Source organism: Pedobacter sp. (genome assembly GCF_041662865.1).
In the GTDB taxonomy this organism is placed as follows: Bacteria; Bacteroidota; Bacteroidia; order Sphingobacteriales; family Sphingobacteriaceae; genus Pedobacter.
This window is the reverse complement of sequence record NZ_JBAZRL010000018.1, coordinates 1-22,551: the sequence shown is the minus strand read 5'-3', so window position 1 is coordinate 22,551 and position 22,551 is coordinate 1. Positions and strand designations below refer to the sequence as shown.

18 protein-coding genes are annotated in these 22,551 nt (G+C 34.4%); 13 read left to right on the top strand and 5 right to left on the bottom strand.

Features of this window, described 5'->3' with window-relative positions:
- Window positions 1-4 precede the first annotated feature (4 nt).
- From WC622_RS08175 to rplT, 6 genes are all read left to right on the top strand, one after another.
- Entirely contained in the window at window positions 5-940 is a 936-nt protein-coding gene (locus WC622_RS08175) for a hypothetical protein (protein WP_372819025.1), read from the top strand.
- Between the two features lie 177 nt (window positions 941-1,117).
- The gene (locus WC622_RS08170; protein WP_372819023.1) at window positions 1,118-2,209 is read left to right on the top strand and encodes an acyltransferase family protein; all 1,092 of its coding nucleotides are present in this window, start codon (window positions 1,118-1,120) and stop codon (window positions 2,207-2,209) included.
- A gap of 123 nt (window positions 2,210-2,332) precedes the next feature.
- Entirely contained in the window at window positions 2,333-4,258 is a 1,926-nt protein-coding gene (gene thrS / locus WC622_RS08165) for a threonine--tRNA ligase (RefSeq protein ID WP_372819021.1), read from the top strand.
- Between the two features lie 12 nt (window positions 4,259-4,270).
- The gene (infC, locus tag WC622_RS08160; protein ID WP_055131820.1) at window positions 4,271-4,840 is read left to right on the top strand and encodes a translation initiation factor IF-3; all 570 of its coding nucleotides are present in this window, start codon (window positions 4,271-4,273) and stop codon (window positions 4,838-4,840) included.
- A gap of 26 nt (window positions 4,841-4,866) precedes the next feature.
- A complete protein-coding gene (gene rpmI, locus WC622_RS08155) occupies window positions 4,867-5,067 on the top strand; it encodes a 50S ribosomal protein L35 (protein ID WP_173269083.1) in 201 nt (66 codons plus the stop codon).
- Between the two features lie 69 nt (window positions 5,068-5,136).
- A complete protein-coding gene (gene rplT / locus WC622_RS08150) occupies window positions 5,137-5,481 on the top strand; it encodes a 50S ribosomal protein L20 (protein WP_055131818.1) in 345 nt (114 codons plus the stop codon).
- A gap of 147 nt (window positions 5,482-5,628) precedes the next feature.
- Here the strand turns inward: rplT and bioD are convergent, their stop codons facing one another.
- The 5 genes from bioD to WC622_RS08125 are packed head-to-tail and all read right to left on the bottom strand — an operon-like array spanning window position 5,629 to window position 11,296.
- Window positions 5,629-6,246: a dethiobiotin synthase gene (gene bioD, locus WC622_RS08145; RefSeq protein ID WP_372819018.1), complete on the bottom strand. Its 618-nt coding sequence runs from the start codon at window positions 6,244-6,246 to the stop codon at window positions 5,629-5,631.
- A gap of 2 nt (window positions 6,247-6,248) precedes the next feature.
- Window positions 6,249-7,373, bottom strand: a complete 1,125-nt coding sequence (locus WC622_RS08140) for an aminotransferase class I/II-fold pyridoxal phosphate-dependent enzyme (protein WP_372819016.1) — start codon at window positions 7,371-7,373, stop codon at window positions 6,249-6,251.
- A 59-nt stretch (window positions 7,374-7,432) separates the two neighbouring features.
- Entirely contained in the window at window positions 7,433-8,167 is a 735-nt protein-coding gene (locus WC622_RS08135) for an MIP/aquaporin family protein (protein ID WP_372819014.1), read from the bottom strand.
- A gap of 19 nt (window positions 8,168-8,186) precedes the next feature.
- Complete coding sequence (glpK, locus tag WC622_RS08130) at window positions 8,187-9,683, bottom strand: glycerol kinase GlpK (RefSeq protein WP_372819012.1); 1,497 nt, start codon at window positions 9,681-9,683, stop codon at window positions 8,187-8,189.
- Between the two features lie 20 nt (window positions 9,684-9,703).
- Entirely contained in the window at window positions 9,704-11,296 is a 1,593-nt protein-coding gene (locus WC622_RS08125) for a glycerol-3-phosphate dehydrogenase/oxidase (RefSeq protein ID WP_372819010.1), read from the bottom strand.
- Window positions 11,297-11,447: 151 nt separating this feature from the next.
- Here WC622_RS08125 and WC622_RS08120 point away from each other — a divergent pair, with 151 nt between their 5' ends.
- The 7 genes from WC622_RS08120 to WC622_RS08090 all read left to right on the top strand — a co-directional run.
- Complete coding sequence (locus tag WC622_RS08120; protein WP_372819008.1) at window positions 11,448-12,212, top strand: DeoR/GlpR family DNA-binding transcription regulator; 765 nt, start codon at window positions 11,448-11,450, stop codon at window positions 12,210-12,212.
- Window positions 12,213-12,711: 499 nt separating this feature from the next.
- Window positions 12,712-16,035 (top strand): SusC/RagA family TonB-linked outer membrane protein, encoded by a 3,324-nt coding sequence (locus WC622_RS08115; RefSeq protein ID WP_372819006.1) that lies wholly within the window; start codon window positions 12,712-12,714, stop codon window positions 16,033-16,035.
- Window positions 16,036-16,046: 11 nt separating this feature from the next.
- The gene (locus WC622_RS08110) at window positions 16,047-17,618 is read left to right on the top strand and encodes a SusD/RagB family nutrient-binding outer membrane lipoprotein (RefSeq protein WP_372819004.1); all 1,572 of its coding nucleotides are present in this window, start codon (window positions 16,047-16,049) and stop codon (window positions 17,616-17,618) included.
- A gap of 14 nt (window positions 17,619-17,632) precedes the next feature.
- The gene (locus WC622_RS08105; RefSeq protein WP_372819002.1) at window positions 17,633-19,171 is read left to right on the top strand and encodes a DUF5689 domain-containing protein; all 1,539 of its coding nucleotides are present in this window, start codon (window positions 17,633-17,635) and stop codon (window positions 19,169-19,171) included.
- Window positions 19,172-19,248: 77 nt separating this feature from the next.
- The gene (locus WC622_RS08100; protein WP_372819000.1) at window positions 19,249-20,652 is read left to right on the top strand and encodes a calcineurin-like phosphoesterase C-terminal domain-containing protein; all 1,404 of its coding nucleotides are present in this window, start codon (window positions 19,249-19,251) and stop codon (window positions 20,650-20,652) included.
- A 1-nt stretch (window position 20,653) separates the two neighbouring features.
- Window positions 20,654-21,562 carry a glycerophosphodiester phosphodiesterase family protein gene (locus tag WC622_RS08095; RefSeq protein ID WP_372818998.1) on the top strand — a complete coding sequence of 303 codons (909 nt, stop codon included), beginning with the start codon at window positions 20,654-20,656 and terminating at the stop codon, window positions 21,560-21,562.
- A partial coding sequence (locus WC622_RS08090) for a glycoside hydrolase family 36 N-terminal domain-containing protein (RefSeq protein ID WP_372818996.1) occupies window positions 21,562-22,551 on the top strand: 990 nt, incomplete at its 3' end. The genes WC622_RS08095 and WC622_RS08090, both read left to right, overlap by 1 nt.

Sequence of the window (22,551 nt, the reverse complement as noted above, 5' to 3'; positions counted from 1 at the left end):
ATCCATGAAAAAAATTCTTATTGCCTTTGTTGGTTTATTTACATTAACCTTAACGGCTCAGGCACAAAAAAAATCTGGAGCAATCCAGTTTGAAACTACAATAGACCCAGCTGCAATGGCTGCTGCAAATGGCATTAAACTATCTGATGAAATGATAGCAAGAATGCCTAAATCATCAAAATTGAATTTCGAATTATTGTATACTCCAACAAATGCGAGCTATATGCCAGTTGAAGAAACTGAAGATAGTAATGGTGGTGGCGGCGGTGGCGGTATGGCCCGTATGATGATGCGCTTTGGCGGCGGCGGCGGTGCAAGAGAATACTTTTACACTTTTGCAGATCAAAAATTAGTTGAAGTTTTCGATTTAAACGATACAACCTATGCAATGTCTAGCAAATTAACCGTTGCATTACCTGCTCCTTCAGTTAATATGAATATGGGCAGACAAGGTCAGCAACAAGGAGCGCCTGCAACAACTGCAGCACCAGCAGAAACTAGTGCGGTAGTTTTTTTACCTGGCCCTCCAACACTAGAAGTAGTAAAAAGCGATGAAACAAAAAAAATCCTTGGTTTCAATTGCAATAAAGTGATTGTGAAATCTATTCGTAAAGCAAAAGTTTTAGGAATGGATAAAGATGTTGTTGATGAAACAGCTCTTTGGTATACTAATGATCTTGGTTTTAATTTTTCTCCAAATCCTAACTTATGGACTGACGGAACAGTTTTAGCTATTGAAAACAAAGGAAATAGTACAGTTGCAAAAAGCATTGAATATAGAAATGTAGGTGCTAAAGATGTAACTGCTCCAAAAAAAGCTGTACCAATTACTGCTGATGAATATAAAGCTAAAATGGAAGCAATGATGAAAAGATTCAGTGGCGGCAACAGACAAGGTGGTGCACCAACTGGTAACGTTAGAAGTGTTATTATTAATTAATTTTCCCTAAATATAGTTTTAAGCCCTCGTTATATATCGAGGGCTTTTTTGTTGACCACATTTTATGAAGAATTTAAATCCTTTGGGTTCTTCACATAAAAACTAATAATGTATTTATTTCTTTGTGCATAATTCTCAAATGGTTATTATTGAACCATACAAAACATTGAGACTTGGATGAATACCACACAAAGCAATGTCGATCTATTAAAAACAAAACAACATTTCGAAATATTAGATGGCCTAAGAGGGGTGGCCGCTATAGTTGTGGTCATCTTTCATTTTATGGAGATTGCCATTACCGATTACAGTAAAAATTTTATTGGTCATGGTTACTTGGCAGTTGATTTCTTTTTCTGTTTATCGGGCTTTGTAATAGCTTATGCCTACGATAATAGAATAGCGAAAATGACCACTTGGCAGTTTATTAAACTAAGGCTTATTCGTTTACAGCCATTGGTTATAATTGGTTCTATATTAGGTTTATTAACTTTTCTTTTTGATCCATTTAGCAGTTTTTATGCTGTTTACGGATTTGGTAAAACCGCATTAATTTTCTTGTCTTCTGTTTTCTTGATTCCATATCCAGTTATGGCAGAGCGATATACCAACCTTTTCAGTTTAAATGCGCCAGCTTGGTCGCTTTTTTGGGAGTATATTGCAAATATTTTTTATGCTTTACTACTTTTCAAAGCACCCAAAAAGATATTAGTAGCTTTAGCTTTCGTTGGAGCGGTTATTCTTTGTTATGTAGCCATCCATTCCACAAATATAAGTGGAGGCTGGGGTGGACAAAACTTTTGGGATGGAGGAGCAAGAGTGCTTTTTTCGTTTGTAGCTGGTATGTTAGTATATCGCTCCAATTGGATTATTAAAAATAAATTAGGCTTTTTAGGTTTAAGCGTCCTTTTGCTCTTTGCATTTTTAACACCGTATAGAGATGAATACAACTGGATTGTTGAACCAATTATCGTTATATTTTATTTTCCATTATTAGTTTCTTTGGGTGCTGGATCGATTTTAAAATTATCTCATACAAAAATCACTAAACTATCTGGAGAAATATCGTATCCTTTGTACATGACGCATTATCCATTTGTCTGGATATTCTTAACATATGTTCTAGTAGTTAAACCGCCGCTTTCGTTATTAGCAATCGTTATTCCCATTTCGGTAATATCATTAATCATTTTAGCCTATTTAGTTATGAAATTTATAGATATTCCAATACGTGAATATTTGAAAAATAAGCTAAAAAAAGCTGTTTAAAAATTCCGAAAGAAGCATTTATACTTTGAAATCTACTATAAAATCGGCATCTTTGCATTTCGAAAATCACTTTGTATGTGATTTTATTAAGCAATTTTATTAACCTTTAAATCATAGTTGTAGATGATTAACATTACTTTACCTGATGGTTCTAGCCGTCAGTATGAAAAGGGCACAACTGCCCATCAAATTGCCTTATCTATCTCAGAAGGCTTAGCAAGAAACGTTTTAGCAGCAGAAGTTAACGGAGAAATCTGGGACTCTTCTCGTGCAATCGAAGCTGATTCTACCGTTAAATTATTAACTTGGAATGATACTGCTGGTAAAGCAACATTTTGGCATTCATCAGCTCACTTAATGGCTGAAGCTTTAGAAGCACTTTATCCAGGTACAAAATTTGGTATTGGCCCAGCCATTGAGACTGGTTTTTATTACGATGTAGACTTTGGAGATAGAGAATTTTCTTCAGACGATTTCAAAGCAATCGAAACCAAAATGCTAGAACTGGCCAAGCAAAAAGAAGAGTTTAGCAGAAAAAGCGTGAGCAAAGCTGATGCAATTCAATATTTTACGGAAAAAGGAGATGAGTATAAGCTAGATCTTTTACAAGGTTTAGACGATGGAAAAATCACTTTTTATACTCAAGGTGAATTTACAGACTTATGCCGTGGACCACATATTCCAAATACTGGTTTTATTAAAGCCATAAAGTTGATGAATGTTGCTGGTGCATATTGGCGTGGAGACGAAACTAAAAAACAATTAACTCGTATTTATGGTGTAACTTTTCCAAAGGCTAGTGAATTAACAGAGTACTTGTTAATGATCGAAGAGGCTAAAAAACGTGATCACCGTAAGCTTGGTAAAGAATTAGAACTGTTTATGTTCTCTGATAAAGTTGGTGCAGGTTTACCAATGTGGTTGCCGAAAGGAACTGCTTTACGTGAACGTTTAGTTCAATTTTTAACCAAAGCACAGGTTAAATCTGGTTATGAACAAGTAATTACGCCACATATCGGACATAAAAATTTATACGTGACTTCTGGTCATTACGATAAATATGGCAAGGATAGTTTTCAGCCTATAAAAACTCCACAAGAAGGAGAGGAGTTTTTCTTAAAACCAATGAATTGTCCGCATCACTGCGAAATGTATAAATTCAAACCTCGCTCTTACAAAGATTTACCAGTTCGTTTTGCGGAGTTTGGTACAGTTTATCGCTACGAGCAAAGTGGGGAATTACACGGTTTAACTCGTGTACGTGGTTTTACTCAAGATGATGCGCATTTATTCTGTCGACCTGATCAAGTTAAAGAAGAGTTTAAAAAAGTAATCGACCTTGTATTATATGTTTTCAAATCATTAGGATTTGACAATTATATTGCTCAAATATCTTTACGTGATCCAGAAAATAAAGCAAAATATATTGGCTCTGATGAGAATTGGAAATTAGCTGAGACTGCGATTATTGAGGCTGCAGAAGAAATGGGTTTACCAACTGTTGTTGAACTTGGAGAAGCTGCTTTTTACGGGCCCAAACTAGATTTTATGGTGAAGGATGCTTTGGGTAGAAAATGGCAATTGGGCACTATTCAGGTAGATTACAATTTGCCTGAACGTTTTGAATTGGAATATACAGGGAGCGATAATTTAAAACATCGTCCTGTCATGATTCATCGTGCACCATTTGGTTCATTGGAGCGTTTTGTAGCAGTATTAATAGAACATTGTGCTGGAAACTTCCCATTATGGCTTTCTCCAGAACAATATATTATTCTTCCTATCTCAGAAAAGTATGAAGAATATGCAAAAAAAGTTTCAGATGAACTAAATAATTCCGATATTCGCGGGCTGATAGACTTTCGAGATGAGAAGATTGGAAGGAAAATCAGAGATGCTGAGGTTAAAAAATTACCCTATATGCTCATAATCGGTGAAAAGGAAGCAGAAGAAGGAAAAGTTTCTGTTCGCAAACACGGAGAAGGAGATTTAGGTAGTATGACATTAGCAGAGTTTAGCGCATTAATTAGTAAAGAAATAACAGTTTAACAGGATTTACATTTGGCATTAGGAAGACCAGGATTTAATAGGGGACCACGTCCTCCTTTTAAGAAAAAAGAAGCAGAACATAATATTAATCAGTATATCAGAGCTCAAGAGGTGAGATTAGCTGGAGATAATGTTGAGCCAGGAATTTACCCTTTGGCAAAAGCTTTGGCACTTGCTGATGAATTGGAGCTTGATTTAGTTGAGATTTCTCCAAACGCAGTACCACCTGTTTGCCGCATTATCGATTATAGCAAATTTGTTTACGAACAAAAGAAAAAGCAAAAAGAGATAAAGGCGAATGCTAAACAAACTGTTATTAAAGAAATTCGTTTCGGACCTAATACGAACGATCACGATTTTCAATTTAAACTAAAACATGCGGTTAGCTTTTTAGAAAACGGTGAAAAAGTAAGAGCTTATGTTCACTTTAAAGGTAGAGCTATTGTTTACAAAGAACAAGGTGAAATCTTATTGTTAAAGTTTGCTCAAGCACTAGAAGATATAGGTAAAGTAGAATTATTGCCTAAATTAGAAGGGAAGCGTATGTTTTTAACATTAGCACCTAAAGTAGCAAAGAAGTAATAAATTATATAAATTAAAACAGGGTTATGCCAAAAATGAAAACCAATTCCAGTGCTAAAAAGCGTTTTTCGCTTACTGGAACAGGGAAAATCTCAAGAAAGAACGCATACAAAAGTCACATTTTAACAAAAATGAGTACTAAACGTAAGCGTAATTTAGGCCAGACAAGTCTGGTAAGTAACGCTGATATGGGCAACGTTAAACGTATGCTTGCAATCGGTAAATAATTAATTTTTAACCAGATACTCGGTACCTAAGATTGCTAACGCAACACCGCTTATCAAAAACAACACATTATGCCACGTTCGGTAAACGCAGTAGCTGCTAGACGCAGAAGAAAAAAAGTCCTAAATATGGCCAAAGGCTATTGGGGATCAAGAAGCAAGGTATTTACCATTGCTAAAAACACGGTAGAAAAAGGTTTGCAATATGCATACCGTGACCGTAAAGTTAAGAAAAGAGAATTCCGCGGATTGTGGATCCAACGTATTAACGCTGGAGCACGTGAGCACGGTGTATCTTACTCTCAATTAATTGGTAAATTGGCTGCAAAAAACATCGGCTTAAATCGTAAAGTTTTAGCAGATTTAGCAATGAACCATAAAGATGCTTTCAAAGCTATTATTGATGCAGTAAAATAAGAATACAGTTTAAAAGAAAAAGGCGAGCTTAATGTTCGCCTTTTTTTATGTTTAATTTTCTGACATTCAAGGTTTAGCAAACAATTTCTAATAATTCACATCGTCATTGGGAGAAGTGAATTGACATGATAATCTCCTTAGGGCTAATTATTTTTCAAACGTTAAATAATTTCCAGCTTCGATAATTGCTTGCTTATTGACATTTTTTAACAAAGGGATTTTGCCCAAGCAAGAAACTTGTGCATACTTTAAAATATAATTCTCAGTTTCGAAGTTTGGCTCTCCATTAAAAATTATTCCTTTTATTCGAATGTTATGTTGGTTTAATGCATTGACAGTAAGTAATGTGTGATTTATACTCCCTAAGTAATTTTGTGAAACTACAATAACTTGAACATTTAGATGCTTGATTAAATCTAAAATTAACTCGTAATCATTTAGTGGAACCAGTAAGCCGCCGGCACCTTCAATTATTAAAGAGTTCTCAATTTTTGGAAGATGAAATTCATTTAATTCAATTTGTATTCCATCTAATCTTGCGGATAGGTGAGGGGAAAGAGGATTGTTTAATCGATAAGTTTCTGGATGAATTTTGGTCTTAGAATTGCTAATCAAGTTTTCTATAGCTAAACTATCACTTTGCTCTAAATCGCCAGATTGAATTGGTTTCCAATAATCTGCTTTTAATTTTTCGGTTAAAATTGCACTTACAATTGTTTTTCCAATTCCGGTTCCAATTCCGGTAATGAAATAATTTTCAGCCATGCTTATTGTAATTCTTTTAAATGATTTGCTAAATAGATGATTTCTTCATCACTGTTATACGTGTGCAAACAAATTCTCAAACGTTCTTTTCCTTCTGGTACAGTCGGACTTAAAATGGCCTTCACATCATACCCTTTATCTTGAAGATTTTTAGCGGCAGTTCTGGCTCTTTCATTACTATTAAACAGAATAGTTTGAATTGCGCTTTGACTTGGGATAATGGATAAGTCCAAATCCTTAATTAAATGATTATAAAGATTTATTTTTTTTGTGATCTCATTGGTTTCATCACCTTTGGTTAATAGCTGATAAGCACAATTTATAGCTGCAATATTGTGTAAAGGTGCAGCAGTGGTGTAAATAAACGAACGGGCGAAATTAGTCAAGTAATTACGTAAATTTTCACTGCCTAAAACTATGGCACCGTGAGTACCAAGAGCTTTGCCGAAAGTTACGATACGAGCAAAAACATCATTTTCTAGACTTAATTTTACAACTAGCCCTTTTCCTTGCTCACCAATAACACCTGTCGCATGTGCTTCATCTACAATTAAGTGAGCATTATATAGTTTACATAAATTACTTATTTCTTGGAGTGGAGCTAAATCTCCATCCATAGAATATACACTTTCTACGACAACGTAAATTAAACCTTTGGCAGCTTTCAGTTTCTGTTCGAGATCTGCTAAATCATTGTGCTTGAATTTATATCGTTCTGCATAACTTAATCTTGCGCCATCAATTAAACTTGCATGAATTAGTTCATCAGTAATAATTGTATCTCCACGTTGTGGGATAGAAGACAACAAGCCAACATTCGCATCGTAACCGGAGTTGAAAATTAAACCAGTTTCTGCCTGATGAAAATCGGCAATAAATTGTTCTGTTTTTTCTGTATATGGATGATTTCCACTCAATAATCGAGAACCACCAGATCCATTTTGATAAGGTTTTATATTTGATATTTGCTCTTCAATTAGTTTTTTTAATGCTGCAGAACGAGCGAAACCTAAATAATCATTTGAGCAGAAATCTACTGGTAGAAAGAGATTTGTTAGTTTTCTTAACAATCCTTTATCTGTTCTTTCTTTTAACTTTTGTTGAAGAAAATTTTCTGCTTGGGTCATCTTCTCAAAAATAAAGAAAGCCCCGATATTATCGAGGCTTTCTAGTATATTTAATTAGCTTATTTTAGTGCTAAAAAAGCGAGCGCTGCTAATGAGGAACCTATGATTGGCCCTAAAATAGGTACCCACGCGTAAGCCCAATCACTGCTGCCTTTCCCTTTCATAGGAATAATTGCATGTATAATTCTTGGGCCTAAGTCTCTAGCTGGATTAATTGCATAACCCGTAGTTCCACCTAAGGCTAAACCAATTACCCACACCAGAAAGGCAACAGGAATTGCACCAAGAGAACCTAGTCCAACTGGTGTTGGTTCTTCTTTTGTACCCATACTAGCATCTGTAAAATAGAAAATAACGAAAATTAACACAAAAGTCCCTATTATTTCTGAGAGTAAATTAGATGTATAATTTCTAATTGCTGGAGCAGTAGCAAAAGGTGCTGCTTTTAGGCCTTGATCGTCTGTTGCATTGAAATGGTCTTTGTAAATTAGCCAAACTAATAGAGCGCCAGTCATTGCGCCACCAATTTGAGCTGCCATATAACCTGGAACTAAAGCCCATTCAAATTTATGAGCAATCGCTAAACCTAAACTTACAATGGGATTTAAATGAGCTCCACTATGTGGTCCTGCAACCACCACGCCAACAAATACAGCAAGTGCCCAAGCTGTGGTAATTACAATCCAACCGCTATTGTTACCTTTTGTTCCTTTTAGTACAACATTAGCTACAACGCCATTGCCTAATAAGATCATTAGCGCTGTGCCAATGAATTCTGCAAGATATACGTTCATATAAATTTGTTTATTTGGTTTAATTTTGATCTTCTGCGTTAACTCTAGCTGCTTTTATAGCTCTGTTCCAACCTTTTACACGTTCAGTGTTATCAATGCCCTCTTCAGCTACAAATGTTCTATTAATTTTCCATTGTGATCTAATTTGATCTACACTATCCCAAAAACCAGTGGCTAAACCAGCTAAATAAGCGGCTCCGATAGCAGTAACTTCTGTAACTTCTGGTCTGATTACTTTACAGTTTAATAAATCAGCCTGAAATTGCATTAACAAATTGTTTGCTGTTGCACCACCATCTACCCTTAACTCGGCTATGGCAACACCAGCATCTGCTTCCATGGCTTTTAAAACATCCATAGTTTGATAAGCTATACTTTCTAAAGCAGCTCTTGCAATATGTGATTTGTTAGTTCCTCTTGTTAAACCTGTTATGGTTCCACGAGCATGTTGATCCCAATGTGGAGCGCCTAATCCAGCAAATGCTGGAACAATGTAAACACCTTGTGTATCTTTTACTTTAGCTGCTAAAGTTTCAACATCAGCAGATTTAGAAATCATACCCAATTCATCTCTTAACCATTGTACTACAGCTCCGCCGATAAAAATACTTCCTTCCAATGCATAAAAAACCTCATTATTAATTTTCCAAGCAATGGTGGTAAGCAGATTATTTGCTGATATTTTTGGTGTTTTACCAATGTTCATTAACATAAAACATCCAGTGCCATATGTGTTTTTCACCATACCTGGTTCAGTACACATTTGCCCAAATAAAGCGGATTGCTGATCACCAGCTATTCCAGCTATAGGCAATTTTGCCGCTAATATATTTCCTGCAGTTTCACCATACACCTCACTAGATGATTTTACTTCTGGTAACATTGATGTTGGAATACCAAACAATTCCAACAATTCTTCATCCCATTTTAACGTATGGATGTTGTACATCATGGTACGAGAAGCATTACTCACATCGGTAACATGAGTAGCGCCATTAGTTAATTTCCATATAAGCCAAGTGTCAATTGTGCCAAACGCCAATTTCCTAGCATCAGCTTTTTCTTTTGCACCTGGCACGTTTTCTAAAATCCATTTCGCTTTGGTTGCTGAAAAATAGGAATCTATAATTAACCCTGTTTTGTCTTGAATTTTTTTAGCTAAACCTTGTTTTCTAATTTCATCGCAATAGGCGGATGTACGTCTATCTTGCCAAACAATAGCATTATAAATAGGTTGCCCAGTTTCTCTATCCCAAACCACGGTGGTTTCTCTCTGGTTAGTAATTCCGATCGAATTAATATCTTTTGCAGATAAACCAGCTTTTACAATTGCTTCTGCCGCAACAGATAATTGTGTAGACCATATTTCCAAAGGATCGTGTTCTACCCAACCAGCATGAGGATAAAATTGTTTAAATTCTTTTTGCGCAATGGCGACTATTTCACCATCATGGTTAAAAATAATAGCTCTCGAACTTGTGGTTCCCTGATCGAGAGATAAGATATAATTGCTCATAATTTATTTTGGTTAGGTTTTTAGCTCGCCAAAGCCTCTTTTTCTCTAGGTTTTTCTGCGTGATAAATATATCCAGAAGCTAATTTATTAAATATTTCTATTTGATTTTCTTCCCACTCTTTATTTGCTCCTAATTCTGTTGCTAAAATTGATGCTACCTTAGCGCTCATTTCAATTGCAGCTGTTGCATCAATAAAAAGAACTCTTAATCTTCTACTTAAAATATCTTCAACCGTTTCAGCCATTTCATTTCTGATAGACCAAACTACTTCAGCTTCTGTGTACGGAAAATTAGGATGTAGTTTTTTATTTAATTCAGGATGCTGTTTGCATAAATCTTCAATGAACTGCCTATCTGAACCATAAATATTCAAATATTGATCATCATTTGCCAATACAGAGCCATGAATTTTCAAATTCTTGGTTGCACATACTTTGGGTGCAAAACCACTATGTTGAATAGCCAAATCAATAGTTTCTTCTGCCATTCTTCGGTAAGTGGTCCATTTACCGCCAGTAATTGTGATTAAGCCTTTTGCTGAAACGATTAGCTTATGATCGCGGCTAATCTCTTTTGTACTATTGCTATTTGCGTCCGTAGGGGCGGCAAGAGGTCTTAAGCCAGAAAATACACTTAAAATATCTTTCTCTCCTGGTTTCTTTTTAAAATAAGCACCTGCTGTATTTAAAATAAAATCAGTTTCTTCTTTTAATGCTCTAGGTTCTAAGCTATGTTCGCCTAGTGGTGTGTCGGTAGTGCCAACTAATAAATGCTCATGCCATGGAACTGCAAAAAGCACACGACCATCTGCGGTTTTTGGAATCATTAAAGCTGATTCACTATTTAGAAATTCTTTTCTTAATACAATATGAACTCCCTGACTTGGACGAACCATTTTTTTAGCTGTTGGATTGTTCATTTGTAAAATCTCATCAACAAAAACGCCAGTTGCATTAATTATAACTTTAGCATTCAACTTAAATTTTGCATTTGTTAATGTGTCTTCAGTTTCAACACCAACAACATCATTGCCTTTTTTAATTAAGTTTACTACTTTCATATAATTGATTAATGTAGCACCTAACTCTACAGCTGTTTGTGCAATATTAATAGCTAGTCTAGCATCATCAAATTTCCCATCGTAATAACTAATCGCACCCTTAAGTCCTTTTTCTTTTATGCCAGGCATTAAGTTTAAGGTTTCTTTTTTCGAAAGATATTTAGATGCTCCAAAGCTAAATTTTCCTGCAAGCCAATCGTAAAGTGTAAGTCCAGTTAAATATTTAGCAATAGAAAACCAATCGTAGCATGGAATGATGAATTTTTCTTTATGTACTAAATGAGCGGCATTTTGAGCTAGTAATCCTCTTTCTCTTAAAGCATGTTTTACAAGTCCGATATCACCTTGTGCTAAATACCTTACCCCGCCATGTACCAATTTGGTACTTCTACTTGAAGTTCCTTTAGCAAAATCTGATTGCTCTACTAATAAAGTTTTTAAACCTCTACTTGCCGCATCAAGTGCAGTACCCAAACCTGTGGCACCGCCGCCAATGATGATTATATCCCAATTTGAGTTATCTTCTATACTATAGTTATGTAGCCTTTTCATTAAAAAGAAATAAAACGAAACAATAAGCAATTATAAGTAATAGTTATGGAAATAATATATAATGTGTATTAAAAAATTATTATTTTTATAATTCGTAAACAAATTGACTGCTTATTTTTATTATTTTGCAGAAATTGATAATCTCATAATTATGATGAATTTAGCTGAAAGGCACCAGTTTATACTAAACCGCATTCAAAAAGATCAGTATATTAATGTTGTGGAATTGTGCAAAGAGTTAAAGGTCTCGTCTGTAACTATAAGAAAAGATTTAAAATTATTAGAGGATAAGAATCTTCTTTTTAGAACGCATGGTGGTGCCACAGTTAATAATCCATACACAGTAGATCGTCCTGTAAACGAGAAGGAAAAAATACAATCTGCCGAAAAGAATAAAATCGGAATTGCGGCAGTACAACTTTTGAAAGAAAATGATTCAATTGTAATTGCATCAGGTACAACATTACTTTATTTTGTAAAGAATATTCCTTCAGGACTAAATTTAACAGTGGTAACATCCGCTTTAAATATTGCACTAGAATTAGTAAGCGAGCCGGGTGTAGAAGTGATACAATTGGGTGGTTTAATGCGTAAAAGTTCCTCTTCAGTTATGGGTGCCTATGCGGAGCAGATATTACAGGATTTTTATTTCAATACATTGTTTTTAGGGGTAGATGGCATTGATTTGGACTATGGTTTAACTACAACTAACGCGATGGAAGCGCATTTAAACCGTAAAATGATTAACGTTTCTCAAAAAACAATTGTATTAGCTGATTCTACAAAATTTGGAAAAAGAGGTTTCGGAAAAATTTGTGGACTAGAAGATATTGATCATATCATAACTGATAAAGGAATTTCTCAACAAATCGTAAATCATTTAGAAGGACTGGGTGTTACAGTTACAATTGTATAAACTTTTTTAAAAGTTCTTATTTCTTGATAAGTGTTTCATTCGAAATACATATCAGCTATTTTCTTTTTAGTTAATTTTAATAGATGCAAAGCATAAAACCTAAAAGTTAAATCTTACTCCTTATAGTTTTTGTAAGCGAAATGTTACAGTATGTTTATTATCTAATTGCAAAACATTCTCTCTTGTCTTTATTTAAGCTTTTTTCAAAAATAAACATGTATTTAATATTGTATTTTCATTAATTACATCATAAATATTTGGTGTTTATATGTCCTTTAAAAAGAAATCTTCAATACCAATTTAAAAAATATTACTAGTTTCAATTTGTTTTTATATTTTTATATCGAAATGTTTGATAACATTAAATTAAACAAATCGTAATAATAATAACCTGGTATTAACCATTAGTTAATATTAGATTAATGAGAGCTATTTACTTTTGCGACTTCGGTAGCAAGACGAATTGTTTGCATAAACTAACCGGATATATCAATAAATTATGAACAAAACATTTACTCAACATTTTGCCTTGCTTTGGCATCAATTGCGTAGTGAAACTAAGGACGCAGAAAAGCATTACAAGAAACAAAGTAGTTTCAATTTGATGTACAGCAGCATATTTTGCTGTAAACTTATTTTGCTTAGTACTTTAATACTAACAATTTCTTCCGAAAAATCTTTTGCACAGCAAATAGCTGTACAAAATATTACGGTAAAAGGAACTGTTGTAGATGATGCTGATGGGCAAGGAATACCCGGTATCACAATTATTGATAACGCTAAAAAAGTTTGGGGCGTTACCAATGAAAATGGAGGTTTTTCTATTAGTGTTCCAAAAGGTACAACCGTAAACTTTACTATGATTGGTTATACTACAGCTACAAGAACACTTAACGAGGCCCAAAGTAATTTAACTATACGTGTAAAATCCTCTTCAAGTCAACTTAATGAGGTTGTAGTTACTGCTTTAGGTATCAAACGTGAAGAAAAATCTTTAGGGTATGCAACTACTAAATTAGATAGTAGCAGTTTCACAAATGCGGTATCCAGTAACTGGACAGATGCTTTATCTGGAAAAGTTGCAGGTTTAAACCTTGTTCGTAATGGCGGTCCAGCTGGATCAAACAAAATTATTCTACGTGGAGAAAATAACTTAACTGGAGATAACGAAGCTCTGATTGTCATTGATGGAGTTGTAGCTAGTAGCTCTGCAAGGCGTACTGCTTCTACTGGTGGTGGTGTTTATGGAACATCGGGAGATATTATGCCAGCAGATTTTGGAAGTGCATTGAATGATTTAAATCCAGATGATATTGAAAGCGTTAACGTACTTAAAGGACCAGGCGCTTCTGCACTTTATGGACAAAGAGGAGCTAATGGAGCTATTATTATTACTACAAAATCTGGAAATAAAAATCAAAAGAAATTAGGTATAACTTTTACTTCTAATACAACTTGGGAGCAAGTAAATCGTAGTCCAGATATTCAGCAAGAATATGGGCAAGGTCAATTTGGTGTTTCATATTTCTCTTACGGTGCAACAGATGATGGGGCAAGTACCAATGCAACTAGTGCAAGTTGGGGCGCACCATTTTCTGCTGGAGGTAATTTCTTTCAATATGATCCAGCCACGAAGACTAGGGGATTAACAAGAACTCCTTGGGTAGCTTATGAAAATCCAATCGATGCATTTTTCAAAACTGGTTTAGAAACAACAAATTCTGTAAGTTTATCTGGTAGTGTAAAAAATGTTTCGCTTCGTTTTTCTGCAAGCCATGGAAGTAACGAGTGGATTGTTCCTAATACAGGCTTAGAACGTACGTCAGCTTCATTATCTGCAAATAGTGATATTACAAAAAAATTAAGCTTATCATTAAAAGTTGCTTATAATAATAGAAATAGTGATAATCTTCCCGCAACTGGATACGGAAATCAATCATTAATGTATTGGTTTATGTTTGCACAACCAAATGTAAATACAGATTGGTATAGAGATTATTGGGCTCCAGGTTTAGTTAATCGACAGTTTGTTAATATTACAACTACCAATCCGGAAAGTCCTTATGCTATTTCAGAACAATATTTAAATAAGCAGAGAAGAAACGGATGGTTAGGAAGCTTACAAGCAAATTATAAATTTACAAATGAATTAAGCTTATTGGTGCGTTCATCAATAGATTATAACAAAGAGAACCGTGAAACTTTGCGTCCTTATGATGCATCTGGTAACAAATTTGCTCAAGGTTCTTATCGTACAACAGATATTAACTCTTACGAAATTAATGCGGATTTCTTACTAAAATATGATAAGAAAATTACTCAAGATTTTCGTGTTTCTGCAACTGCTGGAGGAAGTATGATGAGAAATCAATATGGTAAAGGAGAACTTCGTGCAGATGGGCTAGTTGTACCTGGTGTTTATAGATTAGATAATAATGCAAATCCATTAATTTCTGTTCCTGATACAGCTAAATATAGAATTAATAGTTTTTATGGAGCTTTTTCATTTACTTACAAAAACTATTTATACTTAGATTTAACTGGTCGCCAAGATTGGAGCAGTACATTAGCTACTCCAACACGTACTGATAATGTTGGTTTCTTCTATCCATCTGCTAGTTTATCTTTTGTTGCTTCCGACTTATGGAAAATGCCAAAAGCAATAAATTTTGCTAAACTTAGGGCATCAATTTCTCAAGTTGGTAGCGGAGGTACAACACCTTACCGCACAGCTTATAACTATGTATTAGCTTCAAATGGTATCTACCCAGATAGCGCAATGACTAATCCAAATGTTTTACCAAATCCAAACTTGAAACCGCTTAAAACAACAACAATTGAGTTAGGTGCTGAACTTAAGTTCTTTAATAGCAGATTAAATTTTGATATTGCAGTTTATGCTGGTAATACCAAAAATCAAATTCTAAACCGTCTTGTTGATCGTTCAACTGGTTATAATGTAGCTGTTTTCAATGTTGGTCGTGTTGATAACAAAGGAATTGAGCTTTCATTAAACGGTACAGTATTAAAATCAAAAGAATTTAGCTGGACCTTAAACGGTACTTTCACAGCTAATAGAAACACGATTAAAGAATTAGCAGATAGCTCTGTTGTATTACGCACCGGTCCTTTAGGTGGTGGCCAAGTTGTAGCAAATGTTGGTGGTAGTATGGGTGATTTATTTGGCCGTGGTTTTCTTCGCTCTCCAGATGGTCAGATTGTGTACGATGCGGCTACAGGAAATGCAAAAAGCACTACAGACTTAGTTTATCTAGGTAATACCATGCCTAAATTTAGATTTAGCTTTGGAACTGGTGTTACTTACAGACAATTTAATGTAAGTGCATTATTTGATGCGCAATTAGGTGCAGTTGGTCACTCTTTAACATTCTCTAGAATGGCAGCCTTAGGTAAGCTTAAAATTACTTTACCTGGCAGATATAATGGTGTTGTTGGAGAAGGAGTTGTACAAAACCCAGATGGCTCTTATCGTACCAATGATGTTATTGCAACTAATTTTGAGAGTTATTATACTTCGCTTTATGGTTCTGATCAAGCAGAAGGAAGTGTTTTTAGAACAGATTATCTTAAATTTAGAGAAGCAAATTTAAATTATATGTTTAAGACAAGTTTTGTTAAAAGCCTTGGCTTAAATAAAGTAACAATTGGTGTATATGGTCGTAACTTATTTATATGGTCGCCATGGCCAGCATTCGATCCAGAATTTGGAACATTATCGGGTTCTGATATTGTGCAAGGTTTTGAAACCGGACAATTGCCATCAACTAGAACTTATGGTGTACGTTTAGTGGTAGGTCTATAATTTTAAAGGAAATGAAAAATATTAAGAAAATAACCAGTTATATATTGCTGTCGGTACTAGGTGTTTCATCGTTCTCTTGTAAAAAAGATTTTAACGAAGTAAATACAGATCCAATCGGAAAAAATAAAACAACAGCAAATCAATTATTGGCACCGGCTTTAGTAAATGTTTTATATGCAAACATGGTGCGCAATCGAAGCTTTAATAATGAGTTAATGCAAGTTACAGTTGATCTTGGTGACTCTGAAGGTAAAGTGTTTAGGTATGATATTAGACTTAATGTTGCTGATTATACATGGAACACTTGGTTTAATGAGCTTACTAACCTAAGAGATATTAAAACTATTGCAAGCAAACCAGAAAGCTTAAATAAATCTTACCAAGCTATTTCTATGATTACAGAAGCTTGGGTTTTTCAATTGCTTACAGATACTTATGGCGATGTTCCATATCTTCAAGCTAACCAAGGTAAAGAGGGGGTTTTAGAACCAGTTTTTGATAAACAGAAAGATATCTATTTAGATTTATTTAAGAAATTGGAAGACGCAAATACGTTATTAGCAGACGGTGTGGCAATAACACCTACGGGAGATCCTGTATATCAAGGAGATGTTGCTAAATGGCGTAGATTGGGTAACTCTTTATACCTAAGATTATTAATGCGAGTTTCTGGCAAAGCGGATGTTAATGCGCAAGTAGTTGCCAAACTTAAAGAAATGATTGATACTAATCCTGCTAAGTATCCTATTATGCAGAACAACACGCATACTGCTAAAATACTTTGGAATGGCACAAATAGTAGTACCGCAGTATTTTCATCTCCATTTATGATAAGTGTTCGCCCTGTTGATTTTAGAACACCTGCAATTGCAGAATTTTTCATCAATAATTTAACAACATGGAATGATCCAAGGATTAATCAGTCACTAGGAAAGAATAATGTGAATAGATGGGGTATAGCTCCAGGCCCTAATGGTTTTGCAGGTGTACCAAGTGGTTATTCTAGCGGAAGCACAATCATTAAACAAGCTTATTTTTATTCAGATGCACAAACAAATAATCCAACTACGCTGCAAACAGATCCTTATACAGGTATTGTAATGAATGTTGCGGAAGTTGATTTTATTTTAGCAGAAGCAGCCGCAAAAGGATGGATTAACACTACAGGCGAAACTTATTATTATAAAGGAATAGCAGATGCTATCAATTATTGGTTGCCAACTTTGTTAATTAATCCAAATGATCCGGCGGTTAAAGCTTACGCTGTAGCTGCAGATATTGATTGGAAAGATTCATATCCATTAAATACAACTACTCGTGGTACTCAAAGTAAAATGGAGTTAATCCAATTGCAAAAATATTACGCTAATTTCTTAGTAGATTTTCAACAATGGTTCGAGTTTAGAAGAACAGGACATCCTTTCTTAAACCCAGCCACTGGTTTGGCAAATGGAGGAAAAATGCCTGCTAGATTAAATTATCCAACTATAAGTCAATCTACAAATCCAACAAATTATAAAAACGTAGTGGCCTCACAAGGTACAGATAATATTAATACTTTAGTTTGGTGGCAAAAACCTTAAAATAATTATCAGATATGAAAATGACATTTAAATATATTCTTTTACTAACGGTAGTTGTTGGTATTTGGACAGGTTGTAAACGTGATGACGATTACGTTAAGAGTACACCGAGTGCTTTTATTTCTAACTTCGATTTAAAAAAACTATATAAGAATACCGATTTAGTACTAAACGCAAAATTATTAGGTGGAGCTACTGCGATAAAAGGAATAGTAATATCAGATTTTAGTGCTGGAAATTCTCCTACTGGTTTATTAATTCTACAGAATAGTAGGATGGCTGGTAATGGTATTGATTCATTAAGGGGTATGGCATTTAACATTGGAGCCGATGCTTCAAAATATGCGCCTGGAGATTCTGTCCACATTAATGTAGATGGTGCCACATTAAAAAGAGTAAATGGTATTCTGCAAATTGTAGGTGTAACCAATGCATCTGTAAAAAAAGTAGCTAGCGGTAGAACTTTAAGAACACAAGCAGTAAACACTGGGAAAATTTTAGCAAATCCATCTTTTTACGAAAGTACATTAGTAACAATTAGCAGTGCATTATATGATCCAGAACCTGCAGCTGATGCAACTTATTCAGGTGATCACGTGATTGATGATGGCTTCGGAAATGCAACAATACATACTGAAACAACTGCTACTTTTGCCTCAAATACTGTATTGCCAACGGGTAATTTTACTGGTATACCTTTTATTTCTGGCTCTGGCGCTTCAGCTAAAATTAATTTATGGATGCGTAATGCAGATGATTTTTTCTTTGTTGTATTACCTAAACTTTCACCTGTAATTATTACAGGATATATGGTAGATCCAAATGGCGGTGATGGTAATAATGAATATATCCAATTTATAGCAACAAGGGATATTAATTTTGCAACTACTCCATTTGCTGTTTATACTACTAATAATGCAGGTGCAAGTGTTACTCCTGCATTAGGTTGGAATACAGGTGGAAGCAGGACATATAAATTCAATTTAACTTCTGGAACTGTGTCAAAAGGCCAATATTTCTATGTTGGTGGAACCAATAAAAATATAGATGGATCCTCTTCAGTTGTATCAACTGATATAAGTTCTTCTAAATGGATTGTAAGTTTAGATTATTCAAACTTAAATGGAGCAGACGGAATAGGAACCAAAACATCAAACCTTTTAGCTAATAGTGGTAACGTAGCTGGGATTGCTGTGTTTTCTGGAACAACGGTGGGTATTAATAGTATCCCATTAGATGTAATTTTCTTCGGTGGTGCAGGAGGAGTATTTTATAGCGCTGGCCCACCAGAAGTAGGTTATAGAATTACAAACACTGATTATTATAGTACAATTAATCCACTTACACGTTTACCTCAGAATTTTTATGGAGCAGGCACTAATACTAGTCGTTTAAGCTTTCCATCTGCTGCAACCAGTTTTTCTAAACTAGGTGGTGTTTACGACGCAACTTCAGGTAGATGGGTTTCTGGTAGAACTTTAACCTCTGTTAAATTGACTCCAACATCTCAATTATCTGAAATAGAGGGCGATGGAACAAGTCTAGTTAATTAAATCAAATAAAAAGTCAGCTAGTAAATAGCTGGCTTTTTTAAAATAGCTTTAAGTCAAAATAATCATCTACAAATACTATGAATAGAAGATCATTTATACAGAAATCAAGTTTATTAGCCACTACATTATTCGTAAGTTTAAAAGCACATTCTTTTTCTTTCCTTGATTTAGATCAGAAAATTTCAGGACGCATAACGAGTAAAGGTAAAGGCATTTCTAATGTTGTAGTTTCAGATGGATTTAATGTGGTAAAGACTGATGCCCAAGGAAATTATACCATTGAAATTAATCCTTTGGCCAAATTTGTTTGGTTAAGTACTCCATCCGGATACGAATTTAAGACAGAAAGCTATTTAGCTAAACATTATGAAGCTTTAGCTACAACTTCAAAGTTAAACTTCGAGTTAAAAGCATTGTCTCAAAAAGATGATAGACACAATTTTATTATTTGGGCAGATCCTCAAGTTAAGAATAAAAAAGATGTAGAGAAAATGATGAATACATCTGTTCCGGATACAAAGAAAATCATAAGATCACTCGGAAATGCGCCAATTCATGGTATTTGTGTAGGAGATATCGTATGGGATAATCATGAGCTATTTGTTGACTATAACAAAGCCGTAACTGAAATGGGTATTCCATTTTTTCAAGCTTTAGGGAATCATGATATGGATTACCGAATGGGCGGAGATGAAACATCTGATAAAACTTTTCAAGAACATTACGGACCAACTTATTATTCATTTAATCGAGGGAAAGCACATTATATTGTTTTAGATGATGTAAGGTATTTAGGTGTTGAGCGTACTTACGATGGTTTTATCACTCAAGCTCAATTGGACTGGATGGCAAAGGATTTAAAATATGTACCAAAGGATGCTTTACTTATTATTTGTGCACATATTCCAATTCATAATGCTGTGAAAAACAATGAAGATTTATATAAAGTATTAGATGGCTTTACAAATGTTCATTTCATGTCTGGGCATACACATTACAATAAAAACACCTTAAAGAATAATATTTATGAGCACAATCATGGTACAGTTTGTGGTGCTTGGTGGACTGGTCCAATTTGTGAGGATGGAACGCCAAATGGATATGGTGTTTATGAAGTTAATGGAACTGAACTAAAATGGTATTACCAAGGAACTGGACTAGACAGGAAAGAGCAAGTTCATATTTATGTAGACGAATTAACTGGACAGAAACGTTTAATTGCTAATATTTGGAATTGGGATGCGATGTGGAAAGTTGAATATTTTTTAGACGGTAAAGCCATGGGAAATATGGAGCAACAAAAGGGCTTTGATCCATTATCTGTAACCTTGTTTAAAGGAGACAAATTACCAATGGGAAGAACTTTTGCAGAACCTAGAATGACAGAACATTTGTTTATGGCACATTTTGATCCATCTGTTAAAAAAGTAAAAGTATTAGCAACAGATCGTTTTGGCGAACAATTTATAGCAGAAGCATAATATGAATAAATCAACTATATTTTTCAGTTTTTTGAGTGTAGCTTTAATAGTTGGATGTAGTAAATCGATCCAACAAAAGAATATGCAAAATGTAAGTTTCCCTTCTTTTAGCGCAGAAGCTCATCGTGGTGGTAGAGGATTAATGCCCGAAAATACCATCATCGCTATGCAAAATGCAATGACTTTTGATGCAGTAACCACACTTGAAATGGATACGCATATTACAAAGGATGGCAAAGTTGTAGTGACACACGATGATTATTTAAGTCCGGGTTTTATGCTTACGCCAGATGGAAAAGATATTCCTAAAACGGATGCGAAAAAATATCCTATATATCAAATGGACTATGATTTATTAAAGACTTTTGATATCGGAACTAAAGCAAATACAGGTTTTCCTCAACAAAAAAGAATTAAAACTCACATTTCCTTATTGGCAGATTTAATTGATTCTGTTCAAAAAGAAATCAAGTTAAAAAACAAAAAACAACTGTTTTATAATATCGAAACAAAATGTGATGTTAAAGGAGATAATGTAGTTAATCCTGAACCTGCAGTTTTTGTAAAATTGTTAATGGATGTGATTGAAAAAAAGAAAATCACACCTTATGTTGTTATCCAATCATTTGATAAAAGGACAATCCAAATTATTCATAAAGAATATCCTGGTGTAAGAACATCATTTTTGGTAAGCAACAAAAAAACTTACGAAGAAAATATGGCCGATTTAGGATTTAAACCATTTATTTTAAGTCCAATCAATACAATGGTTGACGCTGATTTAGTGAAAAAGGCACATGCAGATGGTGTTAAAGTTGTGCCATGGACAGTAAATACTCCAGAAGAAATTAATCGGCTAAAATCATTAAAAGTGGATGGCATAATTTCAGATTATCCAAACTTGTTATAATGAATAAAGTCTTTTGCATTTTCATAATTCTTACTTCATTAAAGTCATTAGCACAAGAAGTTACAACAATAAAAATTTCTGGCAAAGACACGGAATTGATCTATAAAGTTGGTAACAACAAAAGGATTTACCAAAGTTATTTTGGTGTTAAACTTTCTGATGATAGCTATTCGGATAAAAGATTTGAAGCTTATCCAGCAGGTGGGATGGAGTTTGAATTTGAACCTGCAATAAGAGCTGTTCATGCAGATGGAAATCCATCATTAGAATTAAGGTATGTTAAACATAAAGTGTTAAAAAAGGCAGATAATTCTATAGAAACTGATATTTTTTTAATAGATCAGGTTTATAACACAGAAGTAACTCTTCATTATTTGGCTTATGCTGAGCAAAATGTTTTTAAAAGCTGGGTGACTATTAAAAATGCAGAGAAGAAAGATATTGTGCTAACAAACTATGCTTCCTCTATGCTACATTTTAATGCTGACAAATATTTTCTAACTCAATTTCATGGAGATTGGGCGAAAGAGATGACAATGCAAGAGCAAGAATTAACCAGTGGTATAAAAATTATAGATAGTAAATTAGGAACAAGAGCTAATAAATATCAAGCACCTCATTTTTTTCTAACTACGGGTAATAAACCATCCACGGAAGATACAGGCGAATTAATTGCAGGTACTTTAGCGTGGACTGGTAATTTTAAGTTTTCTTTTGAAATTGATAATAGAAATAACCTGCACATCGCAACTGGAATAAATAATTATGCATCAGAATATCATTTAAAACCGAATGAAATTTTTGAAACCCCCGCTTTTATTTTTACTTACAGCAATAGTGGTAAGGGCTTGGCAAGTAGAAATTTACATGCTTGGGCACGTAAGTTTGCTGTTTTGGATGGCGAAAAAGGAAGATACACTTTGTTAAATAATTGGGAAGCAACAGGATTTAAATTCAATCAGCAAAAATTAGTTAATCTTTTTGATGGT